This is a genomic window from Nocardioides sp. Arc9.136 (assembly GCF_030506255.1).
GTDB lineage: Bacteria > Actinomycetota > Actinomycetes > Propionibacteriales > Nocardioidaceae > Nocardioides.
This window is the reverse complement of record NZ_CP113431.1, coordinates 2,803,184-2,823,744: the sequence shown is the minus strand read 5'-3', so window position 1 is coordinate 2,823,744 and position 20,561 is coordinate 2,803,184. Positions and strand designations below refer to the sequence as shown.

The window sequence follows — 20,561 nt, the reverse complement described above, 5'->3', positions numbered from 1 at the left end:
GAGCCTACGGACGACCCTGGAGGAACCCGCGGGTCGCCTCGTCCGCGGGGTAGAAGGCCTCGATCGCCAGCTCCGAGAGGGTCACCTCCCGCGGGGTGCCGAAGACCGTGGTGGTGGAGATCAGCGACAGCACCGCCTCCGTCCCGACGCGCAGCCGCAGCGGCACGACGAGCGACGACGAGGGCGCCGGGGCCGTCCGCCCGTCACGCGCCAGCTCGAGCAGCGCGGCGATCGCCGCCTCCCCGCTCGCCTCGTGCTCACGGCGCAGGCGCTCGGCGAGGTGCGCACGCCACTCGGCGAGGTTGAGGATCCTGGGCGCGAGTCCGCGCGGGTGCAGCGAGAGCCGGATGACGTTGACGGGCGGGGCGAGCAGCTCCTCGTCGAGGTCGCCCAGCAGCGCGTAGAGCGCGTCGTTGGCGGTGACCAGGTCCCACTGCCGGTCCACCACGAGCGCCGGGTAGGGCTGGTGGGCCCGCAGGATCGCCTCGAGGGCCGCGTTGGCCTCCGCCATCGGCGGGTCCCCGAGCCGGTGCTCGGGGTGGGCGGGTGCGTGCCCGGCGGCGAGGAGGACGCGGTTCTGCTCGCGCAGCGGCACGTCGAGGTGCGAGCAGAGGCGGAGGACCATCGCGGCGGTCGGCCGGCTCCGCCCGGTCTCGATCCAGCTCAGGTGCCTCGAGGACACCTCCGCGCGGTCCGCCAGGCCGAGCTGGGAGAGGCGGCGGCGCACCCGCCACTCGCGGATCAGGGTTCCGGCCGGGGCGTCCACCCTCGGGACGCTAGCGGCGGTGCGCCGGCGCCGCCATGACCTCCGAGGTCATCGACGCGACCACCTCCGGCGCGCTGTGATCGGGCTCCGATGCACCACCCGAACCCTCACTCCCGGAGGAACCACATGAACACCACCCAGACCGACCCCCGCGCCGCGAAGGCCTACGCCGTCGCCTACCTCCGTGACGTCAACGTCGGGCCGGCGATCGTCGACTACCTGCAGCGCATCGACGCCTCGATGGCGCCCTTCGGGGGAAGGTTCCTCGTGCACGGCGGCGCGCTCACCCCGCTCGAGGGCGCCTGGGACGGGGACCTCGTGGTCCTGGAGTTCCCCGACGTCGAGGCCGCCCGCCGGTGGTACGACTCGCCCGCCTACCGGGCGATCCTCCCGCTGCGCACCGAGAACTCGCACTCGATCGCCTGCGTGGTCCAGGGCGTGGCCGAGGGCTACCGGGCCACCGACAAGCTCGCCGAGCTCGCGGTCTGACGTCGTCGGGCCGGCGTTCGGGGTGGTGCGGACGGGCTGGCCTGTAGGCCGGGTTCTGTCCCCGGGCCCCTCGCGGGGCACCGGGGGGCGACCATCCATCTACGAGCGCCGTTGCCGACGCCCTCCAGCGGTCTACCCGTGCACTCGGGCGGGCAGCCCTCGAACGTGCACGCGTCGCGGGCGGACCCGCGACTTCTTGACCTTGCTCCGGGTGGGGTTTGCCGAGCCGACCTGGTCACCCAGGTCGCTGGTGGTCTCTTGCACCACCGTTTCACCCTTGCCGCCCGGCCGGAGCCGGGAGGCGGTCTGTTCTCTGTGGCACTTTCCCGCGGGTCACCCCGGGTGGGTGTTACCCACCACCCTGCCCTGTGGAGCCCGGACCTTCCTCGCCGCACCCCGAGGGGTGCGCCGCGGTCGCCCGGCCAGCCCGTCCGCGGCCCAAGGATCGCACACCCCGGCCGCCGCCACCCGACGTAGGTTGGAGCCATGGAGGAGCCCGAGGAGCTGAAGGCGCCGCCGCTGGTCTTCCCCGGCCAGCGCGGCCACGAGTCCGCCTACCGCACCGCGCACGACCTGCTCGCCCGCCGCGCGCCGGTGGAGGCGCTCGACGTCATCGAGCCGGCGCTGGAGCAGGAGCCGGGGAACACCGGGCTGCGGTCGCTGCGGGCGTGGGCGTTCCTGCTGCGTGCGCAGCTGGGCCGCGCCGAGGAGGAGCTGGCGTCGCTCGTCGCGGAGAACCCCGACGACGACTGGGCACGCCACGCGCTGGGACGTGCCCTCGAGCGCCAGGCGCGGCTCGCCGAGGCGCTGCCGCACCTGCGGCTCGCGGCCGCGATGAGCGGGGACCCCGAGCACGAGGTCGCCGTCCTGCGCGTCGAGCGACGGCTGGCCGAGACCGGCCAGCGGTCCTACGACGACCTCACCTGAGGCTCACGCCAGGCGGGTGACGTCCACCTCCACCGACATCCGCGCGCTCCAGGTGCCCGGGGTGCCCGGGGTGGTCGGGGTGCCCGGCGTGGTCGGCCCGCCCGGGCTCCTGCTCGGTGGCGGCCAGCTCGACGGCGGTCGGCCCGGCGAGGACCCAGGTGTCCTTGGCCCCCACCGCGCGAGGAGTTCACGCTCGCCCTCCGCGAGCGCGACCCGGGTCAGGCCCCCGGGCAGGACCCACACCCGGCTGCCGTCGTTGACCGCGAACGGCCGCAGGTCGACGTGGCGCGGCCCGAGCTCGCCGTCGACGAAGGTCGGCACGGTCGAGAGCTGGACGACCGGCTGGGCGATCCACGCCCATGGGTCGGCGAGCACCTCGCGGCGCAGCTCGTCGAGCTCGGCGCGGGTCGCCTGGGGGCCGATGACGATGCCCTTGCCGCCCGAGCCGTCGACCGGCTCGAGCACGAGCTCGTCGAGCCGGTCGAGCAACTCGTCGGCGTGCTCAGGCTCGCCCATCCGCCACGTGTCGACGTTGCGCAGCACCGGTTCCTCGCCGAGGTGGTAGCGGATGATGTCGGGCATGTAGCTGTAGACCAGCTTGTCGTCGGCGACGCCGTTGCCCACGGCGTTGGCGAGCGTGACGTTGCCGGCCCGGGCGGCGTCGATCAGCCCGGGGCACCCGAGCGCGGAGTCGGCGCGGAAGTGCACCGGGTCGAGGAACTCGTCGTCGATGCGCCGGTAGACCACGTGGACCGGCTCGAAGCCCTTCGTGGTCCGCATCAGCACCCGGCCCCAGGTCGGGGGTGGTCATCGTGCGCAGCGAGCTGCTGAGGCGCTGGTACGGCGGCCGCAGCTCCTCGCCGTCGAACATCTCGTCGTACGCCGGGCCACTGGAGGTGTAGCCCTCGAACATCGCCTCCATGGCGGACATGCACCCACAACCGTGTGTCGCCGGTGTTGCGGCGCTGTGACCCGGGACCGCGGGGTACTTTCACCGCATGAGCGAGCCCGAGGAGTACTGGTTCTGCGTCAAGCACCACCGCGTCGAGACCACGGACAACCTCTGCCCGAGCCGGCACCGGCTGGGCCCTTACCCCTCGGCGGCCGAGGCGGAGCGCGCGCTGGAGAAGACCCAGGAGCGCAACGAGGCGTGGGACAACGACCCCGACTGGAACGACGACGCGCCCGCGGACGGCGCCGAGCCCGGTCGGGACTGACCGGTTGGCCCGCCGCCGCAAGGTCCGCCCGCAGAACCCGAACGCCGTCTCGCCCCAGCCCTTCATCGGCATGGGGCTGGTCGTCGTCGCGTTCTTCCCGTACGCCGCGAGCGGGCTGCTCGCCCCCTGGTGGGCCGTCGTGCTGCTCGTCGCCGTGTGGCTGGCCTTCCTGGTGCTGGCCTGTGCCTGGTGGACGCCGCACCCCGGCCGGCTGCCCTGGCTGGGCGGCACCGCGCTCGTGCTGTGGTTCGCGGTGATGAACGCCGGCGGCGCGTTCCTCGGCTGGACCGCCTGACCGCCTGACCGCCTGACCGCCCGGCCCCGCGCCGCGGCCCGGCAGGACCGACGCGCCCGACACATGCCGACGCGCGTGGGCGGCTCGTCTGGACCTCCCTAAAGTCGATCGAGTTGATGTGTTTAGATGTGCACGCACCTCCGGGGGTGTCTCACGTCCGAACCGTTCCGTCGACCGGAGGAGTCCACGCACGATGGCGCAGACCCAGGCCGCTGCCGCGAGCACCAGTGCGACCACCCGTGCGACCGCCGTCGTGGATGCCGCCGACCCTGGCCCGGCCCCCTCCGGGCCGGGTCCGCGCGAGGTTCGCCGCCGGCAGCGCCTGCGGCGGCTCGCCCTCCACACGACCTCGCTGGCCGTGCTGGTGCTCGGCTGGTGGCTGGTGACCCGCGCCGGGCTGGTGCGGCCCCTCTACCTGCCCTCGCCGGGTGCCGTGTGGGACGCGCTCGTCCGGGCGAACACCGACCACCCGATCAGCCCGGGCTCGGAGCGGGTGGTGCGCGGTGAGCAGAACTACTACCTCTGGGAGCACCTGCTCGCCAGCCTGCAGCGGATCGCCGTCGGCGTCGGGGGAGGCGTCCTGCTCGGCGTCCCGCTCGGCCTGCTGATGGGCACGACCTGGCTGGGGACGCTGCTGGAGCCGTACCTCAACTTCCTCCGCTCGCTGCCGCCGCTGGCCTACATCGGCCTGCTCATCGTGTGGTTCGGCATCGGCGACACCAGCAAGATCTGGCTGCTGTTCCTGGCCGCCTTCCCGCCGATTGCGATGTCGACGATCAGCGGGGTGCGCGGGGTCCGCGAGGACCAGGTGAACGCGGTCCGCTCGCTGGGTGCCTCCCGCCGGCAGGTGCTGTCCGCGGTGGTGCTCCCGGCGACGCTCCCGGAGGTGCTCACCGGCGTCCGGGTGGCGACCGGGTTCGCGTGGACCACGGTCGTCGCCGCCGAGATCGCCAACGGCATCCCCGGCATCGGCGGCCTGGCCTACCTGGCCGGCGAGCAGCTGCAGAGCGCGCTCGTCATCGCCTGCATCGTCGTGATCGGCCTCGCGGCGATCGCCCTCGACCTCGGCCTGAAGTCCCTCGAGAGAGTCCTTGTCCCGTGGCGGGGCAAGGCATGAGACGTCCGTCCGCGGACGCTGAAGGAGCAGATGTGAAGACTCGACCCAGGCGGAGCGCCACGGCGCTCACGACCGCGGCCCTGGCCGGCGCGCTGGCCCTGTCCCTGACCGGGTGCGTGGAGTCCGGGCGCAGCAGCAGCGCCGCCACCGCCTCCGAGCCGTCGGACTGCCCGTGGGAGGCCGACGACTCGGTGACCACCACCGCGCGGATCGCCTGGCAGGCGATCCCGAACGCGGACGTCGTGGTCAAGGACCTCGGCCTCCTCGAGGCGTGCATGCCGAACGCGGAGATCACGTGGGTGCAGGCCGCCTCGGGCGGGGACGTGGTGAAGTACTACGGCTCCGGCGACGTCGACCTCGGCCTGATGGGCTCCTCGCCGGCGACGATCGCCTCCTCCGAGCCCGTCGTGCGCGACGTCGACATCGCGGTCGTCTGGATCCACGACGTCATCGGCGACGCGGAGTCGCTGGTCGTGAAGGACCCCGCGGTCACCGGGCTCGAGGACCTCCGGGGCGGGAGGATCGGCGTGCCGTTCAGCAGCACCGCCCACTACTCGCTCCTCCAGGCGCTGACCGAGGCCGGCCTCGACCCCGCCACGGACGTCGAGGTGGTCAACCTCGACCCGGAGAAGATGCCGGGGGCCTGGCAGGGCGACCAGATCGACGCCGCCTGGGTCTGGGACCCGGTGCAGACCCAGCTGCTCGAGGACGGCGGCACCCGCCTGCTCTCCAGTGCCGACACCGCGAAGGCGGGCCGCCCGACGTTCGACGTCGGCACCGCGGACCGCGGCTTCGTCGCGGAGAACCCCGCGTTCATGGAGCAGTGGGCCAAGGCGCAGGACCACGCGGTCGGGCTGGTCAAGGACGACCCGTCCACCGCGGCCGAGTCGGTCGCGGCCGTCCTGGGCATCGACCCGGCGGACGCCGAGAAGCAGTTCGCGGGCCTGTCCTACCTCACCGCGCAGGAGCAGGTCGACTACCTGTCCGCCTCGTTCCCCGACGACCTGCTCACCACCGCCGGCTTCCTGCTCGACCAGGGCGGCATCGAGGCGGTCGGCACCGCGGAGCAGTACGCCGAGCACGTCGACGCCGGCCCGGCGAAGAGCGCCCTCGGTGGTTGATCGGACCGACCGCCGGGTGGCCTTCCGGGACGTGCGGCACCACTTCACCGTGGGTGGTGCCGCCGTCCCGGCGCTCGGGCCGGTCGACCTGACCATCGACGCCGGCGAGCTGGTGACCATCGCCGGTCCCTCGGGCTGCGGCAAGACGACGCTCCTGCGGCTGCTGGCTGGCTTCATGCGCCCCACCGACGGCTCGATCACCGTGGGCGACGCCCCGGTGAGGGGACCGGCGGCGGAGCGGGGCGTGGTCTTCCAGCAGCCGACGCTGTTCCCCTGGCTGTCGGTCCGGCGCAACGTCGAGCTCGGTCCGCGCCTGCGCGGCACCGGGTCCGCCGAGCGGCGCGCGGCCGCCGAGCGCTACCTGGAGCTGGTCGGGCTGCAGGACTTCGCCGAGCACCGTCCCTACGAGCTGTCCGGCGGCATGCAGCAGCGCTGCCAGATCGCCCGGGTGCTCGCCAACGAGCCGGACATCGTGCTGATGGACGAGCCGTTCGGCGCACTGGACGCGCTGACCCGCGAGCGGCTGCAGGAGGAGCTGCTCGAGATCTGGCGCTCGACCGGCCGGACCATCCTGTTCATCACCCACAGCGTGGACGAGGCGGTGTTCCTCGGCTCCAGGGTCCTGGTGATGAGCCCCCGGCCGGGCCGCATCGTCCTCGACGAGCGGGCGGTCTTCACCGACGGTGGTGGACGCGTGCCGGCCGAGGAGATCCGCGCGCTGCCGGAGTACGTCGCGCTGCGCGAGGAGGTCCGGGGCGCGATCGCGGCGTGACGCCCGAGCCGGCCGGCGGGCCCTGCCGCCGGTGCTCCGGTCAGCGCGGGCTGACGCGGAGCAGGCGGTCCTGGCCGTCGCCGTTGTCGGTGGTGAGCAGCAGGTCGCCGTCGGGGGCGCTCACGACCGAGCGGATCCGGCCGAACTCCCGGAGCGCGGCGGGGGTGCGGGAGCCCTTGAGCCGGCCGCGGGCGTCGAAGCGGAGGAAGAGCACCCGCTGACCCTTCTGCACCCCGACCGCGAGCATCCCGGCGTAGCCGCCCCAGCCCCCGCCGCCCCGGACCCACGCAGCGCCGGACGTGGCCAGCGTCGGGTCGCCGGAGCGCCACCGGGCCGCCTGCTGCTCGCCCGGCAGCGACTGGTCGGTCATCGGCACGTCCTCGTTGTAGCCGGGGACCGGGTGGTAGCCGTAGTCACCGCCCCGCTTGAGCAGGTTGACCTCGTCGTCGCGGTAGGTGCCCTGCTCGACCGACCAGATGCTGCCGTCGGCGCGCTGCGCCAGGCCCTGGACGTTGCGGTGGCCGTAGGTGAAGACGTAGCGCTTGTTGCGGTTGCCGGCCTTCGCGAACGGGTTGCCCGGCCACGGCTTGCCGGTCCTCCGGTCCAGGCGCAGGACCTTGCCGCCGAGCGACCGCAGGTCGCGCGGGTTGGTGCCGACGGCGGCGTCGCCGGTGCCGACGAGGAGCGCGCCGTTGCGGGCGACGAGCAGCTTGCAGCCCCCGTGCCGTCCGCTGCTGACCGGGAAGCCGCCGACGAGCTTGCGGACGGGCTTGGCCGCCCCGCCCTTGAGCTTCCAGGCCATCACCCGGACGTCGTGCCCACCGCCGCCGGTGAAGCCGCCCTGGCAGGTGTAGAAGCGCTTGTTGTCGGCGAAGTCCGGGTCGACCTCGAGCGACATCAGCCCGGTCTCGCCCGAGACCCACACGGACCCGCTGGGGAAGTCGACCGGCCGGGCGGTGCCGCCGTCGACCACCAGCAGCCGGGCGCTGTCGCGCTCGGTCGCCAGCAGCCGCCCGCCGGTGATCGGCTTGACGTCCCAGGGGTGGTCGAGCCCCGACGCGAGGGTGCGCACCCGGAGCGCGGGCAGGGCCTTCGCGGCCCGGTCCGGCCCGCCCGCCGCGGTCCGCGGGGGGCCGTCGAGGGGCGCCGCCCCGGCCGGGGCCGGGGCGAGCCCGACGACGAGGGTGGTGAGCAGTCCGGCCGAGAGCGCGCGCATGCGGTGACGGTGCCCGTCCCGCTGCCCGACAACCCTCAGAACGTGTGCTCGGGCCCGGGGAACGTGCCGGCCCGGACGTCCGCGGCGTACTCCTGGGCGGCGGCGAGCAGGACGCCGTGCAGGTCGGCGTACTGCTTGACGAAGCGCGGCATCCGCGCGGTCCGGAGCCCGAAGGCGTCCTGCCAGACCAGCACCTGGCCGTCGCAGGACGCGCCGGCGCCGATCCCGATGGTGGGGATGGCGAGCGCGGCGGTCACCTCGGCGGCGACGTCGCCGGGGACCATCTCCATCACGACGGCGAACGCGCCGGCGTCCTCCATCGCGCGCGCCTCCTCGAGCACCCGCTTCGCGGCCTCGCCGCGGCCCTGGACGCGGTAGCCGCCGAGGGTGTGCTCGCTCTGCGGGGTGAAGCCGATGTGGGCCATCACCGGGATGCCGCCCTCGACGAGCTTGCGCACCTGCGGGGCCATCTCGACGCCGCCCTCGAGCTTGACGGCGTGCGCGCCGGCCTCCTTCATGAAGCGCACCGCGGTGAGGTACGCCTGCTCCGGCGAGGCCTGGTAGGAGCCGAACGGCAGGTCGGCGACGACCAGCGCGCGGCGGGCCGAGCGGGTCACGGCGCGCGCGAGCGGGAGGAGCTCGTCGACGGTCACCGGGAGCGAGGTCTCGTTGCCGAAGACGTTGTTCGAGGCGCTGTCGCCGACCAGGAGGACGTCGATGCCGGCCTCGTCGAAGGTCTGCGCGGCGTACTGCTCGTAGGCGGTGAGCATCGTGAACCGCTCGCCGCGCTCCTTCATCTCGCGCAGGTGGTGGGTGCGGACGCGCTTGACCGGTGCGCTCGCGGCCGGCTTCGCCGGACCGGTGCCGTACGGCGCGGTCTCCTCGCTCATGACGGGCTCCTCGGGTGTCATCTCGCGGCCTCCTGATGAGGTCCACGGACCGCTCCCCAGGCTAGTGCCGGGCCGCCACCCGAGCGCCTGTGCCGCTCGTCACGCGGGGGCGCCGGTGGCGGCGTCCGCGGCCGCCTCGAGGTCGGCGACGACGAGCCGGCGCATCCCCAGCATCGCCTGGACGGCGGCGCCGGCCCGGACCGGGTCGGGGTCGGAGACCAGCTCGTAGAGACGGGTCGGCACGACCTGCCAGGACAGCCCGAACCGGTCCTTGAGCCACCCGCACATCGACTCCTCGCCGCCGTCGGCGAGCAGGACGTCCCAGTACCGGTCGACCTCCGCCTGGTCGCGGCAGGCGATCTCGAAGGACACCGCCTCGGTGAACCGGAACTGCGGGCCGCCGTTGATGCCGCGGAAGGTGATCCCGTCGAGGACGAAGTCGCCGGCCATCACGGTGCCGGGCTCGCCGGGCCCGGCGTCGCTGTAGCGGCTGAGGTGGCCGAGCGAGGAGTTCGGGAAGACCGACACGTAGAACGCCGCGGCCTCCTCGAGCTGGTCGTCGAACCACAGGCAGGGACTGATGCTGGTGGGGTGGGCGGTGACGGACATGGTCGCTCCTCGGGTGGGTGTCGCACGGCTGCCTGCTCCGACCGCCGCCGCCGCGCGGACTCATCGCTCGTGCATGCCGGGGAGCGGACCTGGGAAACTGCCCGGCGTGGACTTCTACTCGGCCTACGCCCACGGGTTCGCGCGCGTCGCGGCCTGCACCCTGCCGGTCGCGCTGGGGGACCCGGCGGCCAACGCCCGCGCCGTCCTCGAGCAGGCCCGCGCCTGCGCCGAGGAGGGGGTGGCGGTCGCCGTGTTCCCCGAGCTGTGCCTGAGCGGCTACTCCGCCGAGGACCTCTTCCTCCAGGACGTGCTGCTCGACGCCGTCGAGGACGCGCTCGCCGAGATCGTGGCCGCCTCCGAGGACCTGCTCCCCGTCATCGTCGTCGGCGCCCCGCTGGCCCACGGCAACCGGGTGCTCAACGCCGCGGTCGTGGTCCACCGCGGCCGGGTGCTCGGCGTGGCGCCGAAGTCCTACCTGCCGAACTACCGCGAGTTCTACGAGCGCCGCTGGTTCGCGCCCGGCGACGACCTCGGCGGCACGACCGTCGTCGCCGGTCAGGAGGTGCCGCTGGGCGCCGACCTTCTCTTCGCCGCGACCGACGTGCGCGGGCTGGTCCTGCACGTCGAGGTCTGCGAGGACATGTGGGTGCCGATCCCGCCGAGCGCCGAGGCGGCGCTGGCCGGTGCCACGGTCCTGGCGAACCTCTCCGGCAGCCCGATCACCGTCGGCCGCGCCGAGGACCGCAAGCTCCTGGCCCGCTCGGCGTCGTCGCGGTGCCTGGCGACCTACGTGTACGCCGCGGCCGGCCAGGGCGAGTCGACCACCGACCTGTCGTGGGACGGGCAGACGATGGTCTACGAGCACGGCGAGCTGCTGGGGGAGACCGACCGGTTCCCCGACGGCCCGCGCCGCACGGTGGTCGACACCGACCTCGACCGCAGCCGGCTCGAGCGGCTCCGCACCGGCACCTTCGACGACAACCGCCGCTCGCACGCGACGTACGCCGACTTCCGCACGGTCGAGTTCGAGCTCGACCCGCCGACCGGCGACATCGGGCTGCTGCGCAAGGTCGACCGCTACCCGTTCGTCCCCGACGACGCCGAGCGGCTCGCGCAGGACTGCTACGAGGCCTACAACATCCAGGTCTCGGGCCTGGAGCGCCGGCTGGACTCCATCGGCCAGCCCAAGGTGGTCATCGGCGTCTCCGGCGGGCTGGACTCCACCCACGCGCTCATCGTCGCGGCCCGGGCGATGGACCGGCTCGGACGGCCCCGCAGCGACATCCACGCCTTCACGCTGCCGGGCTTCGCGACCGGCGACACCACGAAGTCCTACGCCACCCGGCTCTCCCGGTCGCTCGGCGTGACCTTCGAGGAGATCGACATCACCGCCGCGGCGGGCCAGATGCTCGCGGACCTCGGCCACCCCTACGCCCAGGGGGAGGAGGTCTTCGACATCACCTTCGAGAACGTCCAGGCCGGCCTGCGCACCGACTACCTCTTCCGCCTCGCCAACCACCGCGGCGGGATCGTGCTGGGCACCGGGGACCTCTCCGAGCTCGCGCTGGGGTGGTGCACCTACGGCGTCGGCGACCAGATGTCGCACTACACGGTGAACTCGGGCGTGCCGAAGACGCTGGTGCAGCACCTGATCCGCTGGGTCATCAGCAGCGGCCAGTTCGAGGAGGACACCAACGAGGTGCTGCAGGAGATCCTCGAGCAGGAGATCACCCCCGAGCTGATCCCCACCCGCGAGGACAAGCTCCCGCAGCGCACCGAGGACAGCGTCGGCCCGTACGCCCTGCAGGACTTCACGCTCTTCCACGTCCTGCGCTACGGCATGCCGCCGTCGAAGATCGCGTTCATGGCCTGGCACGCCTGGCACGACAAGGAGGCGGGGGACTGGCCTCCGAACTTCCCCGAGCACCGGCGCGCCGAGTACGACCTCCCTGAGGTCCGCCGCTGGCTCGTGCTGTTCGTGCAGCGGTTCTTCGCCAGCCAGTTCAAGCGGTCGGCGCTGCCGAACGGGCCGAAGGTCTCCGCGGGCGGCACGATGTCGCCCCGCGGTGACTGGCGGATGCCCTCCGACGCCTCCGCGGCCGCGTGGCTCGCGGAGATCGAGGCGCACGTCCCCGAGGGCTAGGGCCGCCCGGGTCCAGGCGCAGGGAGTCGCTGTGCGCGCACCTCCGGCGAGGACGCTGAGGCTCGACCCGGACGCCGCCATGACGTGACTCGCTGACCCCGCAGGGCGGCCCCCGCGCCCTCGCCGACCGGCGTCCGCGTGGCCCGGACCACACGCGGGCGGGGAGTCTCAGGGGACTTGCGGAGGGCTTGAGGAAACGTCGCGGAGAAGGCGGGGAGTGCCTTGATCCGGGCTCGGCAGAGTTCTGGTCATCAAGGAACACCCCGCCGGAGAGACCGGCGGCCACCTCGTCGAAAAGGACTCCCCGATGCGCGCCACCGGTACCCGCAAGGCCACCTCCGCCACGACCCGCAAGGCGAAGCGGACCACCGCCGCGAAGCTGGCCGCCTCGGTCCTGCTGGTCGCCGGTGCCGCCTCCGTCGCCGGCCTGGGCACCTTCGGTTCCTTCACCTCCAGCACCTCGGCCTCCGAGCAGGTCGCCTCGGGCACCATCAAGCTCGGCCTCAACCAGGGCGTGCAGGGCACGACGCTCGCCGCGACCGGCCTGGTCCCCGGCGACACCGTGCAGCGCGACGTCACCCTCACCCGCGGCGCCACGGACGAGAAGTTCGGCTCGCTCCGCCTCACCTCGACCGCCTCCGCCGCCAACGCCCTCTCCACCGACACCACCAACGGCCTGCGGATCGCCGTCGACCAGTGCTCGGTCGCCTGGACCAAGGGCGCCACCGCCGGCGCCACCGACAAGACCCCGCTGACCTGCGGCGGCACCGTCACCCCGGTCCTCACCGAGCGGGCGCTCGTGCAGTCGAACGTCGACCTCCCCAACGCCCTGGCCGCGCTCAACACCGACGCCTCCCGCACCTCGAACCTGCGCGTCACGCTGACCCTGCCCTCCGCCGCCGGCAACGAGTTCCAGGGCCTCTCGAACACCGCCAACCTCGTCTTCGACGTCACCCAGCGCGCCGCCGAGAGCCGCTGACCCCAGCCCCGCTCGACACGGACGAGCGGTTCCCGACCACGAGCGGTCGCCGGTCCCCGGCGGCCGCTCGTGGCGTTGCTGCGCGTCGCGGGGGAGCGTGCAACCGGATGCGGTCCCCGGGCGTATCCCCCTCGCACGCGGGCGGAGGGCCCGCGGCGGGACAGGAAGCAGGGAACAGATGGAGCTCCGTACGGCGGCGGCGGTCGCCGCAGTGACCGTGGCCCTCTCGGGGGTCGCGGCAGGCACGTCCGCCGCGGCTCCGGGAACGGCCACCGGCAGCAGCGCCCCGGCCAGCAGCACGGGCAGCGGCGCGGGCAGCACCGGCCCGGCGATGACGCGGCTGGTCTACGAGGTCGCCGGGTGCGAGGGGTGCTCGGTCCAGCTGACCAGCGCCCGGCAGCCGGCGGACCGGGAGGAGCCGGTCGTGTGGACCTCGAAGGTCAAGCAGGTCGAGGACGGCGAGGTGCGGTTCACCGTCGCCACGCGGCGTACCTGGGGCATGACCACGACGCTCGAGGCGCCGTGGGAGGGACAGACCGGCTACGTCACGAACGTCGTCCAGCGCTACCGCGGACTCGGGGTCGGCGACCGGGTCGGGTTCGGCGAGGCGCGCCGCCACGGCTTGGCGTACTCCTGCTGGGCCGGCACCCGCCAGGACGAGGTGCGCACCGAGGTGGTCGTGCGCAGGGTCCGCGTCGCGGGGGTGCGCGGCCGGGTCCCCGGGACGATCGCGTTCACCCGCACCACCCAGGACTGGCAGGGCGGGATGCGCCGGGCACCCGGGGGCGTCCTGGGCGCCCAGGACGTCGAGGTCTGCCGCTGACGGGGGCCGGGCGGCGTCGCCCGTCGGGCGGCGCCGTCCACGGCCGGGTCCGGCGGCGGGGTCGGGCCCGTCCGGCCCTAGGCTGGCGCCATGGGCAAGCAGGAAGACTTCGTTCTCCGCGCTCTCGAGGAGCGCGACGTCCGGTTCGTCCGGCTCTGGTTCACCGACGTGCTCGGCTTCCTGAAGTCCGTCGCGGTGGCCCCGGCCGAGCTCGAGGGGGCCTTCGCCGAGGGCATCGGCTTCGACGGCTCGGCGATCGAGGGCTTCGCGCGGGTCTACGAGGCCGACATGCTGGCCAAGCCGGACCCATCGACGTTCCAGATCCTGCCGTGGCGGGGTGAGGGACCCTCGACGGCGCGGATGTTCTGCGACATCGAGATGCCCGACGGCTCGCCGTCCTACGCCGACCCCCGCTACGTCCTCAAGCGGACGCTCGGCAAGGCCGCCGACCGGGGTTTCACCTTCTACACCCACCCCGAGATCGAGTTCTACCTGTTCAAGAACGCCCCGGAGGCGGGGGAGGAGCCGGTGCCGGTCGACCGCAGCGGCTACTTCGACCACACCGCGCAGTCCAAGGGCGCCGACTTCCGCCGCGAGGCGATCACGATGCTGGAGTCGATGGGCATCTCGGTGGAGTTCAGCCACCACGAGGGCGGCCCGGGCCAGCAGGAGATCGACCTGCGGTACGCCGACGCGCTGACCACCGCCGACAACATCATGACCTTCCGCACGGTCATCCGCGAGGTCGCGCTGGGCCAGGACATCTGGGCGTCGTTCATGCCCAAGCCGTTCACCACCCACCCCGGGTCGGGCATGCACACCCACGTCTCGCTCTTCGAGGGCGACCAGAACGCCTTCTACGAGCCGGGTGCGCAGTACCAGCTCTCCCGCACCGGCCGGCAGTTCATCGCCGGCATCCTGCGGCACGCGCCGGAGATCAGCGTCGTCACCAACCAGTGGGTCAACAGCTACAAGCGGATGATGTTCGGCGGCGAGGCGCCGTCCTACATCTGCTGGGGCCACAACAACCGCTCCGCGATGGTGCGGGTGCCGATGTACAAGCCGAACAAGGGCCCGTCGACGCGGGTCGAGCTGCGCACGATCGACGCCGCGTGCAACCCCTACCTCGCCTTCGCCGCGGTGCTCGCCGCCGGCATGAAGGGCATCGAGGAGGACTACGAGCTGCCGCGCGAGGCCGAGGACGACGTGTGGTCGCTGACCGAGCGCGAGCGCGGGGCGCTGGGCATCGAGCCGCTGCCGAAGAACCTCAACGAGGCGATCACCATCGCCGAGCGCTCCGAGCTGCTGGCCGAGACCCTCGGCGAGCAGGTCTTCGACTTCTTCCTGCGCAACAAGCGGGCGGAGTGGGACGAGTACCGCGGCCAGGTCTCCGCCTTCGAGCGGGACCGGATGCTCCCGGTCATCTGAGCGCCGTGCCCGCCACCGACCGCCCGACGGTCGTCTACAGCCAGGACCGCGCGCGCCGCCTGCGGATCGCGCTCCTCGTCGCCCTCGGCGTCGGGGTGGCCGTCGCCGCCCTGGCGGCGTGGGTGCTCGTGGACGTGCTCCCCGAGGACGGCGGGGCGGCGACGTACGCCGTGTCGCTCTCGGTGGCGGCGGTCGCCGTGCTCGGCCTGACCGCCCTGGCGCTGCGGTCCCTGCCGGCCCGCGGCGCGGCGGCGCGGCGGGCCTGCGTGGCGGTCGGCGTCGCGCTGCTCCCGTGCTCGGTGCTCGTCGGCCAGCTGGGGTTCGTGACGATCGTCGTCGGCCTGAGCCTGCTCTTCCTCGCGCTGATCGCCGACGACCCCGACCTGGCGGCGAAGCGGTGACGGGCCCCCGGGTGCTCGTGGTCGAGCACGACCGCGACTGCCCGCCCGCCCTCGTGGGCGACTGGCTGGTCGAGGCGGGCTGCACGCTCGAGGTGCTCCGCCCCCACGCCGGCGACGTGCTGCCGGACGCCGTCGCCGCCGACGCCCTGCTCGTCCTGGGTGGGCCGATGGGCGCCCGCGACGACGCCGAGCACGCCTGGCTCGCTCCGACCCGCGAGCTGGTCCGGGCGGCGGTCCGCGACGGCGTGCCCACGCTCGGCATCTGCCTGGGCCACCAGCTGCTCGCCGTGGCGCTGGGTGGCGAGATCGCGGTCAACCGCCACGGGCAGCAGCTCGGGCTGCTGGAGGTCGGCTGGACCGCCGAGGCGGCCGACGACCCCCTCCTCGGAGAGCTGGCCGCGGGTGCGCGCCGCGGCGTGCACTGGAACAACGACGTCGTCACCGCCCTCCCGGCGGGCGCGGTCGCCCTGGCGCACGCCCCCGACGGCACCGTGCAGGCGGCGCGCCACGCGGCCGCCGCCTGGGGCGTCCAGCTGCACCCGGAGGTGACGGCCGAGGTGCTCGGCCCGTGGGCCGAGGACGACCGCGGGTCGCACGAGGCGCGCGGGATCGACCAGGCCCGCCTGCTCGAGGACGTCGACCGGGCCCGCCCCGAGCTCGACGCCGCCTGGCGGCCGCTGGCCCGCCGCTTCGCCGAGCTCGCCGAGCGGTCCGCGGGCGGCTCCCGGTGAACCGGGCCGCGACCTCGAAGGGCGCGCTGCTGCGGCTGGGCTTCCTCGACGGCGAGGACGCCATGGCGCACCTGCGCGACCTGGGGCCCGCCGCCGAGGAGCTGCTCCACCTGCTGGCCCGCACGGCCGACCCCGACCTCGCCCTGGCGACACTCGTCCGGCTCGCCGGGGCGCTCGAGGACCCGGCCCCGATGCTCCGCGCGCTCACCGAGGACGAGGGCACCGCGATGCGGCTGCTCTCGGTGCTCGGCGCCTCGGCGGCGCTCGGCGACCACCTCGTCCGGCACCCGGGCCACTGGCAGGAGATGACCGACCCGACGCTCGGCTCGACCCGCCCGGCGGCGTACGCCCTGCGTGCCTCGCTGCTGCGCAGCGTCGGCGCCGACCCCGACGACGCCGCACCGGTCGCGACGCTGCCCGACGTGGAGGCCCGCGACGCGCTGCGCGTGGAGTACCGCAGGCTGCTGCTCCGGCTGGCCGCCCGCGACCTGGCCCACGACCTGGGCGTCGACGACGCGGCGGCCGAGCTGAGCGACCTCGCCGCCGGCACGCTCGAGGCCGCGCTCGCCGTCGCCCGCCAACGCGTGGGCGAGCAGGGTGCGCTGGCGCGGCTGGCGGTGGTCGCGATGGGCAAGTGCGGTGGCCACGAGCTCAACTACGTCTCCGACGTCGACGTGGTCTTCGTCCACGAGCCGGCCGAGGGCGCCGACGACCACGCCGCGCTCCGCGCCGCCACCCAGCTGGCCAGCAACCTGATGCAGGTCTGCTCCGACCAGACCGGCGAGGGCACGATCTGGCCCGTCGACGCCGCGCTGCGACCGGAGGGCAAGGCCGGGCCGCTCACCCGGACCCTCGCCAGCCACCGCGGCTACTACGAGCGGTGGGCGAAGACCTGGGAGTTCCAGGCGCTGCTCAAGGCGCGCCCCGTCGCCGGGGACCGCGAGCTCGGCGCGGCGTACGTCGAGATGGTCGCCCCGCTGGTGTGGAGCGCCGCCGAGCGCGAGGGCTTCGTGGCCGACACCCGCGCCATGCGGCGGCGCGTCGTCGAGCACATCCCGGCCCGCGAGGCCGACCGCCAGCTCAAGCTGGGGTCCGGCGGGCTGCGTGACGTCGAGTTCGCCGTGCAGCTGCTGCAGCTGGTCCACGGGCGCGGTGACGAGGGGATCCGGGCCACCGCCACGCTCAGCGCCCTCGCCGAGCTGACCCGGGGCGGGTACGTCGGGCGCGAGGACGGCGAGGCGCTGCACGAGGCCTACGCGTTCCTCCGCACCCTCGAGCACCGGATCCAGCTCTTCCAGCTGCGCCGGACCCACGTGGTGCCCGAGGAGGAGGAGGCGATGCGGCGGCTGGGCCGCAGCATCGGCTACCTGCGCGACTCCGCGGCCGCGCTGGACAAGGAGTGGCAGCACCACCGGCGCGAGGTGCGCCGGCTGCACGAGAAGATCTTCTACCGGCCGCTGCTCGAGGCCGTGGCGGCCATCCCCGGCCCCGGCGTCCGGCTCTCGACCGCGGCGGCGGGCGAGCGGCTCGCCGCCCTGGGCTACCTGGACCCCAAGGCCGCGCTGCGCCACCTCGAGGCGCTGACGACCGGCGTCTCGCGCAGCGCGAACATCCAGCGCGCCCTGCTGCCCGTCATGCTGCAGTGGTTCGCCGAGGGCCCCGACCCCGACGGCGGGCTGTTCGGCTTCCGCCGGATCAGCGAGGCGCTGGGCGACAGCCCCTGGTACCTCAAGACCCTGCGTGACGAGGGCCAGGTCGCCGAGCGGCTGGCCCAGGTGCTGTCCCGGTCGCGGTACGCCACCAGCCTGCTCGAGCGCGAGCCGCAGGGCGTCCGGATGCTGGGGGAGGACCTCACGCCGCTCGCCGGCGAGGCGCTCGTCGACGAGATGCGTGCCTCGGCCCGCCGGCAGCAGGACCCCGAGAAGGCCGTGCGCGCGGTCCGCGCGATCCGCCGGCGCGAGCTGTTCCGGATCGCCGCCGGCGACCTCGTCGGCCTCACCGAGGTCGACGCCGTCGGCGCCGGCCTGAGCAGGCTGACCGACGCCACGCTCGAGGTGACCCTCGACGTGGTCGGCCGGTCGGTCTGCGCGCAGCGCGGGCTCGAGGAGCCGCCCACCCGGATGGCGATCGTGGCGATGGGCCGGTACGGCGGGTTCGAGCTGTCCTACGGCTCCGACGCCGACGTGCTGTTCGTGCACGAGCCGGCGCCGGACGCGGACCCGCAGCGGGCGTCGTCGTACGCCCAGGCGGTGGCGAACGAGCTGCGCCGCCTGCTGGGCCTGCCCGGCGGCGACCCGCCGCTCGCGGTCGACGCCGACCTGCGGCCTGAGGGCAAGCAAGGGCCGCTGGTCCGCACGCTCGACTCCTACGCGGCGTACTACGCGAAGTGGTCGAAGGTCTGGGAGGCGCAGGCGCTGCTGCGCGCCGACGCGGCCGTCGGCGACCCCGACGTGCGACGGCGGTTCGAGGAGGTGGTCGACCCGCTGCGCTTCCCGGCGGCCGGCATCTCGGAGGACGACGTGCTCGAGGTGCGCCGGATCAAGGCGCGCGTGGACCGCGAGCGGCTGCCGCGGGGTGCCGACCCGCAGATGCACCTCAAGCTCGGCCGGGGCGGCCTGGCCGACGTGGAGTGGACCGTGCAGCTGCTGCAGATGCGGCACGCCGGCCGGGTCGAGGGGCTGCGGACCACCCGCACCATGGCCGCGCTGGACGCCGCCCGCGACGCCGGCCTGGTCGAGGCCGAGGACGCCGACGTCCTGCAGCAGACCTGGCGGCACGTGAGCCGGGTCCGCAACGCGGTGACGCTGGTCCGTGGGAAGCCGTCGGACGAGATGCCGCGCGACGCGCGGGAGCGCGCGGCCGTCGCGAGCATCCTGGGCTACCCCGCCGGCGAGACCGACGCGATGGTCAACGACCACCTGCGGCGCACCCGGCAGGCGAGCGCGGTCGTGGAGCGGGTGTTCTGGGGGTAAGGGTGGGCCATGACCGACGCCACCGCCGACCCGACCGCCGACGCCACCGCCACCGCCGACGCCACCGCCGACAAGGCGCGTGAGCTGCTCCGCCTCCACCGCGAGCCCGAGCTGCTCACCGTCGTCAACGTCTGGGACGCCATCAGCGCCAGGGTCGTCGCCGACGTCCCCGGCACGCGGGCACTGGCGACCGCGAGCCACTCGATCGCCGCCACCCTGGGCTACGAGGACGGGGAGAACATCCCGGTCCAGGAGATGCTCGACATGGTGGGCCGCATCGTCCGGGCCACGGACCTGCCGGTGACCGCCGACCTCGAGGGCGGGTACGGCGACGCGGCCGGCACGGTCCGGCGGGCGATCGACATCGGCGTCGTAGGCGCGAACCTCGAGGACCAGCTCAAGCCGCTGCCCGAGGCCGTCCGCCAGGTGGAGCAGGTGATGGCGGTGGCCGAGCAGGCCGGGGTCGAGTTCGTCCTCAACGCACGCACCGACGTGTTCCTCCGGGCGGGGGACCGCGACCGGGGCGAGGTGCTGGCCGAGGCCACCGAGCGCGGACGCGCGTTCCTCGACGCCGGCGCCCCCGTGGTGTTCGTGCCGGGCTTCCTCTCCGAGGAGGAGGTGGCCCACCTCTGCGACGCGTTCGGACCGCAGCGGCTGACCGTCATCGGCCTGCCCGGGCACCCGCCGCTCGCGCGGCTGCAGGAGCTCGGCGTGGCCCGGATCAGCTTCGGCCCGGTCTCGCAGAACGTCGCCCTCACCGCGCTGCAGAAGATGGTCGAGGACGTCCACCGCGGCGGCACCGCGCCGGAGGACACCCGCCGGCTGAACTGACCGGGCGGGGCGGTGGGACGGCGGCTCGCCCGGGCTCGCCTGCTCGACCAGCGACCGGCACCGTCGACGCGCGCCCGCCGACCTTCGGGGGCGTGGGATGATCGCGGGCGTGGAGGGCCGGATGGATCCCGTCGTGCTGTGGGCACGCGCGCTCCTGGTGACCCTCCTGGCCGTCTTCCTCGGCGCGGCCGGGCACGTCACGGCCGACGGGCTGCTGCCCGGCCCGGGAGTGCTCGCGCTGGTCGTGGTGGTCGGCTCGGTCGCCTCGGCGGCGCTGCTCTCGCGGCCCGCCTCGACCCTGCGGGTGGTCGGCCTGCTCGTCGCCGGCCAGGCCGCGGTCCACGCGGTCCTCACGGCCACCGGCGGCCACGTCGGTGACGCCCCCACCTCGCCCGGCCGGGCCGCCGCGGAGCCGGCGGGCGCCGTCCTGCCGCTCGTCGACGGCCGGCGGATGGGCTCCCTCCAGGAGGCTTACGAGTCCGGGAGCCACGCGGTCGCACCCGCGCTGCCGGTCGGCCACCTCCTCGACGACCTGTCGGCGCACGCGCCGATGATGGCCGTCCACCTCGTCGCCGCGGTCCTCGTCGGGCTCTGGCTCGCCGCGGGGGAGCGCGCCCTGTGGACGCTCGTCGCGCTCGCCTCGGCCGTGGTGCTCCGGCCGCTCCTCCTCGCGCTGGCGCTGGTCCTGGCCGCGCCCGTCGTGGTCACCACTCCCGCCCACGCGCCGGCCACCCGACCCGCCCGCCGGCCGACCGACCTCCTCGCGCGCTGCGTCGTACGACGCGGGCCGCCTCTCCTCGCGGCCTGACCCAGCCCGTCCCAGCGGACCACCTC

The 20,561-nt window shown here is 74.3% G+C and carries 21 protein-coding genes and 1 other RNA gene; 16 read left to right on the top strand and 6 right to left on the bottom strand.

Going from position 1 to position 20,561, the window contains the following annotated elements:
* Positions 1–4 precede the first annotated feature (4 nt).
* Positions 5–766: a helix-turn-helix transcriptional regulator gene (locus tag OSR43_RS13635; RefSeq protein WP_302267133.1), complete on the bottom strand. Its 762-nt coding sequence runs from the start codon at positions 764–766 to the stop codon at positions 5–7.
* Positions 767–892: 126 nt separating this feature from the next.
* Here OSR43_RS13635 and OSR43_RS13630 point away from each other — a divergent pair, with 126 nt between their 5' ends.
* Positions 893–1,255: a DUF1330 domain-containing protein gene (locus OSR43_RS13630; protein ID WP_302267132.1), complete on the top strand. Its 363-nt coding sequence runs from the start codon at positions 893–895 to the stop codon at positions 1,253–1,255.
* Between the two features lie 28 nt (positions 1,256–1,283).
* Here the strand turns inward: OSR43_RS13630 and rnpB are convergent.
* An RNA gene (gene rnpB, locus OSR43_RS13625) (RNase P RNA component class A) lies at positions 1,284–1,685 on the bottom strand.
* Positions 1,686–1,741: 56 nt separating this feature from the next.
* Here rnpB and OSR43_RS13620 point away from each other — a divergent pair.
* Entirely contained in the window at positions 1,742–2,182 is a 441-nt protein-coding gene (locus OSR43_RS13620; protein ID WP_302267131.1) for a tetratricopeptide repeat protein, read from the top strand.
* 3 nt (positions 2,183–2,185) lie between these two features.
* Here the strand turns inward: OSR43_RS13620 and OSR43_RS13615 are convergent, their stop codons facing one another.
* Positions 2,186–2,962 carry a circularly permuted type 2 ATP-grasp protein gene (locus tag OSR43_RS13615; RefSeq protein ID WP_302267130.1) on the bottom strand — a complete coding sequence of 259 codons (777 nt, stop codon included), beginning with the start codon at positions 2,960–2,962 and terminating at the stop codon, positions 2,186–2,188.
* A gap of 218 nt (positions 2,963–3,180) precedes the next feature.
* Here OSR43_RS13615 and OSR43_RS13610 point away from each other — a divergent pair, with 218 nt between their 5' ends.
* The 5 genes from OSR43_RS13610 (at position 3,181) to OSR43_RS13590 (ending at position 6,704) form a co-directional block, all read left to right on the top strand.
* Positions 3,181–3,399 carry a hypothetical protein gene (locus OSR43_RS13610; protein WP_302267129.1) on the top strand — a complete coding sequence of 73 codons (219 nt, stop codon included), beginning with the start codon at positions 3,181–3,183 and terminating at the stop codon, positions 3,397–3,399.
* A gap of 4 nt (positions 3,400–3,403) precedes the next feature.
* Positions 3,404–3,694, top strand: a complete 291-nt coding sequence (locus OSR43_RS13605) for a hypothetical protein (RefSeq protein WP_302267128.1) — start codon at positions 3,404–3,406, stop codon at positions 3,692–3,694.
* 193 nt (positions 3,695–3,887) lie between these two features.
* Entirely contained in the window at positions 3,888–4,811 is a 924-nt protein-coding gene (locus tag OSR43_RS13600; protein ID WP_302267127.1) for an ABC transporter permease, read from the top strand.
* A gap of 32 nt (positions 4,812–4,843) precedes the next feature.
* A complete protein-coding gene (locus OSR43_RS13595; RefSeq protein WP_302267126.1) occupies positions 4,844–5,932 on the top strand; it encodes an ABC transporter substrate-binding protein in 1,089 nt (362 codons plus the stop codon).
* On the top strand, positions 5,925–6,704 hold the full coding sequence (locus tag OSR43_RS13590; RefSeq protein ID WP_302267125.1) for an ABC transporter ATP-binding protein: 780 nt from the start codon (positions 5,925–5,927) through the stop codon (positions 6,702–6,704). The genes OSR43_RS13595 and OSR43_RS13590 overlap by 8 nt, the downstream gene beginning before the upstream one ends.
* A gap of 40 nt (positions 6,705–6,744) precedes the next feature.
* Here the strand turns inward: OSR43_RS13590 and OSR43_RS13585 are convergent, their stop codons facing one another.
* From OSR43_RS13585 to OSR43_RS13575, 3 genes are all read right to left on the bottom strand, one after another.
* Entirely contained in the window at positions 6,745–7,920 is a 1,176-nt protein-coding gene (locus OSR43_RS13585; RefSeq protein WP_302267124.1) for a sorbosone dehydrogenase family protein, read from the bottom strand.
* Between the two features lie 35 nt (positions 7,921–7,955).
* A complete protein-coding gene (gene panB, locus OSR43_RS13580) occupies positions 7,956–8,810 on the bottom strand; it encodes a 3-methyl-2-oxobutanoate hydroxymethyltransferase (protein ID WP_302267122.1) in 855 nt (284 codons plus the stop codon).
* Between the two features lie 99 nt (positions 8,811–8,909).
* Positions 8,910–9,419, bottom strand: a complete 510-nt coding sequence (locus tag OSR43_RS13575; RefSeq protein ID WP_302267120.1) for a VOC family protein — start codon at positions 9,417–9,419, stop codon at positions 8,910–8,912.
* A gap of 97 nt (positions 9,420–9,516) precedes the next feature.
* Here OSR43_RS13575 and OSR43_RS13570 point away from each other — a divergent pair, with 97 nt between their 5' ends.
* The 9 genes from OSR43_RS13570 (at position 9,517) to OSR43_RS13530 (ending at position 20,535) form a co-directional block, all read left to right on the top strand.
* A complete protein-coding gene (locus OSR43_RS13570) occupies positions 9,517–11,562 on the top strand; it encodes an NAD(+) synthase (RefSeq protein ID WP_302271681.1) in 2,046 nt (681 codons plus the stop codon).
* A 307-nt stretch (positions 11,563–11,869) separates the two neighbouring features.
* The gene (locus tag OSR43_RS13565; protein ID WP_302267118.1) at positions 11,870–12,541 is read left to right on the top strand and encodes a TasA family protein; all 672 of its coding nucleotides are present in this window, start codon (positions 11,870–11,872) and stop codon (positions 12,539–12,541) included.
* A gap of 178 nt (positions 12,542–12,719) precedes the next feature.
* Positions 12,720–13,364: a hypothetical protein gene (locus tag OSR43_RS13560; RefSeq protein ID WP_302267117.1), complete on the top strand. Its 645-nt coding sequence runs from the start codon at positions 12,720–12,722 to the stop codon at positions 13,362–13,364.
* Between the two features lie 90 nt (positions 13,365–13,454).
* Positions 13,455–14,792 (top strand): glutamine synthetase family protein, encoded by a 1,338-nt coding sequence (locus tag OSR43_RS13555; protein WP_302267116.1) that lies wholly within the window; start codon positions 13,455–13,457, stop codon positions 14,790–14,792.
* 5 nt (positions 14,793–14,797) lie between these two features.
* Entirely contained in the window at positions 14,798–15,193 is a 396-nt protein-coding gene (locus OSR43_RS13550) for a hypothetical protein (RefSeq protein WP_302267115.1), read from the top strand.
* Positions 15,190–15,924: a type 1 glutamine amidotransferase gene (locus OSR43_RS13545; RefSeq protein WP_302267114.1), complete on the top strand. Its 735-nt coding sequence runs from the start codon at positions 15,190–15,192 to the stop codon at positions 15,922–15,924. The genes OSR43_RS13550 and OSR43_RS13545 overlap by 4 nt, the downstream gene beginning before the upstream one ends.
* Positions 15,921–18,896, top strand: coding sequence for a bifunctional [glutamine synthetase] adenylyltransferase/[glutamine synthetase]-adenylyl-L-tyrosine phosphorylase (locus OSR43_RS13540; protein WP_302267113.1), 2,976 nt, complete (start codon positions 15,921–15,923; stop codon positions 18,894–18,896). Before OSR43_RS13545 ends, OSR43_RS13540 begins: the two co-directional genes overlap by 4 nt.
* Before the next feature lie 9 nt (positions 18,897–18,905).
* Entirely contained in the window at positions 18,906–19,727 is an 822-nt protein-coding gene (locus OSR43_RS13535) for an isocitrate lyase/phosphoenolpyruvate mutase family protein (protein WP_302267112.1), read from the top strand.
* Positions 19,728–19,824: 97 nt separating this feature from the next.
* Complete coding sequence (locus tag OSR43_RS13530; protein ID WP_302267111.1) at positions 19,825–20,535, top strand: hypothetical protein; 711 nt, start codon at positions 19,825–19,827, stop codon at positions 20,533–20,535.
* Positions 20,536–20,561 lie beyond the last annotated feature (26 nt).

What these genes read in the sequence shown, in the direction of transcription:
- OSR43_RS13630 (WP_302267132.1), top strand. Translation starts at nt 893, where the DNA reads ATGAACACCACCCAGACCGACCCCCGCGCCGCGAAGGCCTACGCCGTC.
- OSR43_RS13585 (WP_302267124.1), bottom strand. Translation starts at nt 7,920, where the DNA reads ATGCGCGCGCTCTCGGCCGGACTGCTCACCACCCTCGTCGTCGGGCTC.
- OSR43_RS13530 (WP_302267111.1), top strand. Translation starts at nt 19,825, where the DNA reads ATGATCGCGGGCGTGGAGGGCCGGATGGATCCCGTCGTGCTGTGGGCA.
- OSR43_RS13575 (WP_302267120.1), bottom strand. Translation starts at nt 9,419, where the DNA reads ATGTCCGTCACCGCCCACCCCACCAGCATCAGTCCCTGCCTGTGGTTC.
- OSR43_RS13565 (WP_302267118.1), top strand. Translation starts at nt 11,870, where the DNA reads ATGCGCGCCACCGGTACCCGCAAGGCCACCTCCGCCACGACCCGCAAG.
- OSR43_RS13610 (WP_302267129.1), top strand. Translation starts at nt 3,181, where the DNA reads ATGAGCGAGCCCGAGGAGTACTGGTTCTGCGTCAAGCACCACCGCGTC.
- OSR43_RS13555 (WP_302267116.1), top strand. Translation starts at nt 13,455, where the DNA reads ATGGGCAAGCAGGAAGACTTCGTTCTCCGCGCTCTCGAGGAGCGCGAC.
- OSR43_RS13615 (WP_302267130.1), bottom strand. Translation starts at nt 2,962, where the DNA reads ATGCGGACCACGAAGGGCTTCGAGCCGGTCCACGTGGTCTACCGGCGC.
- panB (WP_302267122.1), bottom strand. Translation starts at nt 8,810, where the DNA reads ATGAGCGAGGAGACCGCGCCGTACGGCACCGGTCCGGCGAAGCCGGCC.
- OSR43_RS13535 (WP_302267112.1), top strand. Translation starts at nt 18,906, where the DNA reads ATGACCGACGCCACCGCCGACCCGACCGCCGACGCCACCGCCACCGCC.
- OSR43_RS13560 (WP_302267117.1), top strand. Translation starts at nt 12,720, where the DNA reads ATGGAGCTCCGTACGGCGGCGGCGGTCGCCGCAGTGACCGTGGCCCTC.
- OSR43_RS13620 (WP_302267131.1), top strand. Translation starts at nt 1,742, where the DNA reads ATGGAGGAGCCCGAGGAGCTGAAGGCGCCGCCGCTGGTCTTCCCCGGC.
- OSR43_RS13600 (WP_302267127.1), top strand. Translation starts at nt 3,888, where the DNA reads ATGGCGCAGACCCAGGCCGCTGCCGCGAGCACCAGTGCGACCACCCGT.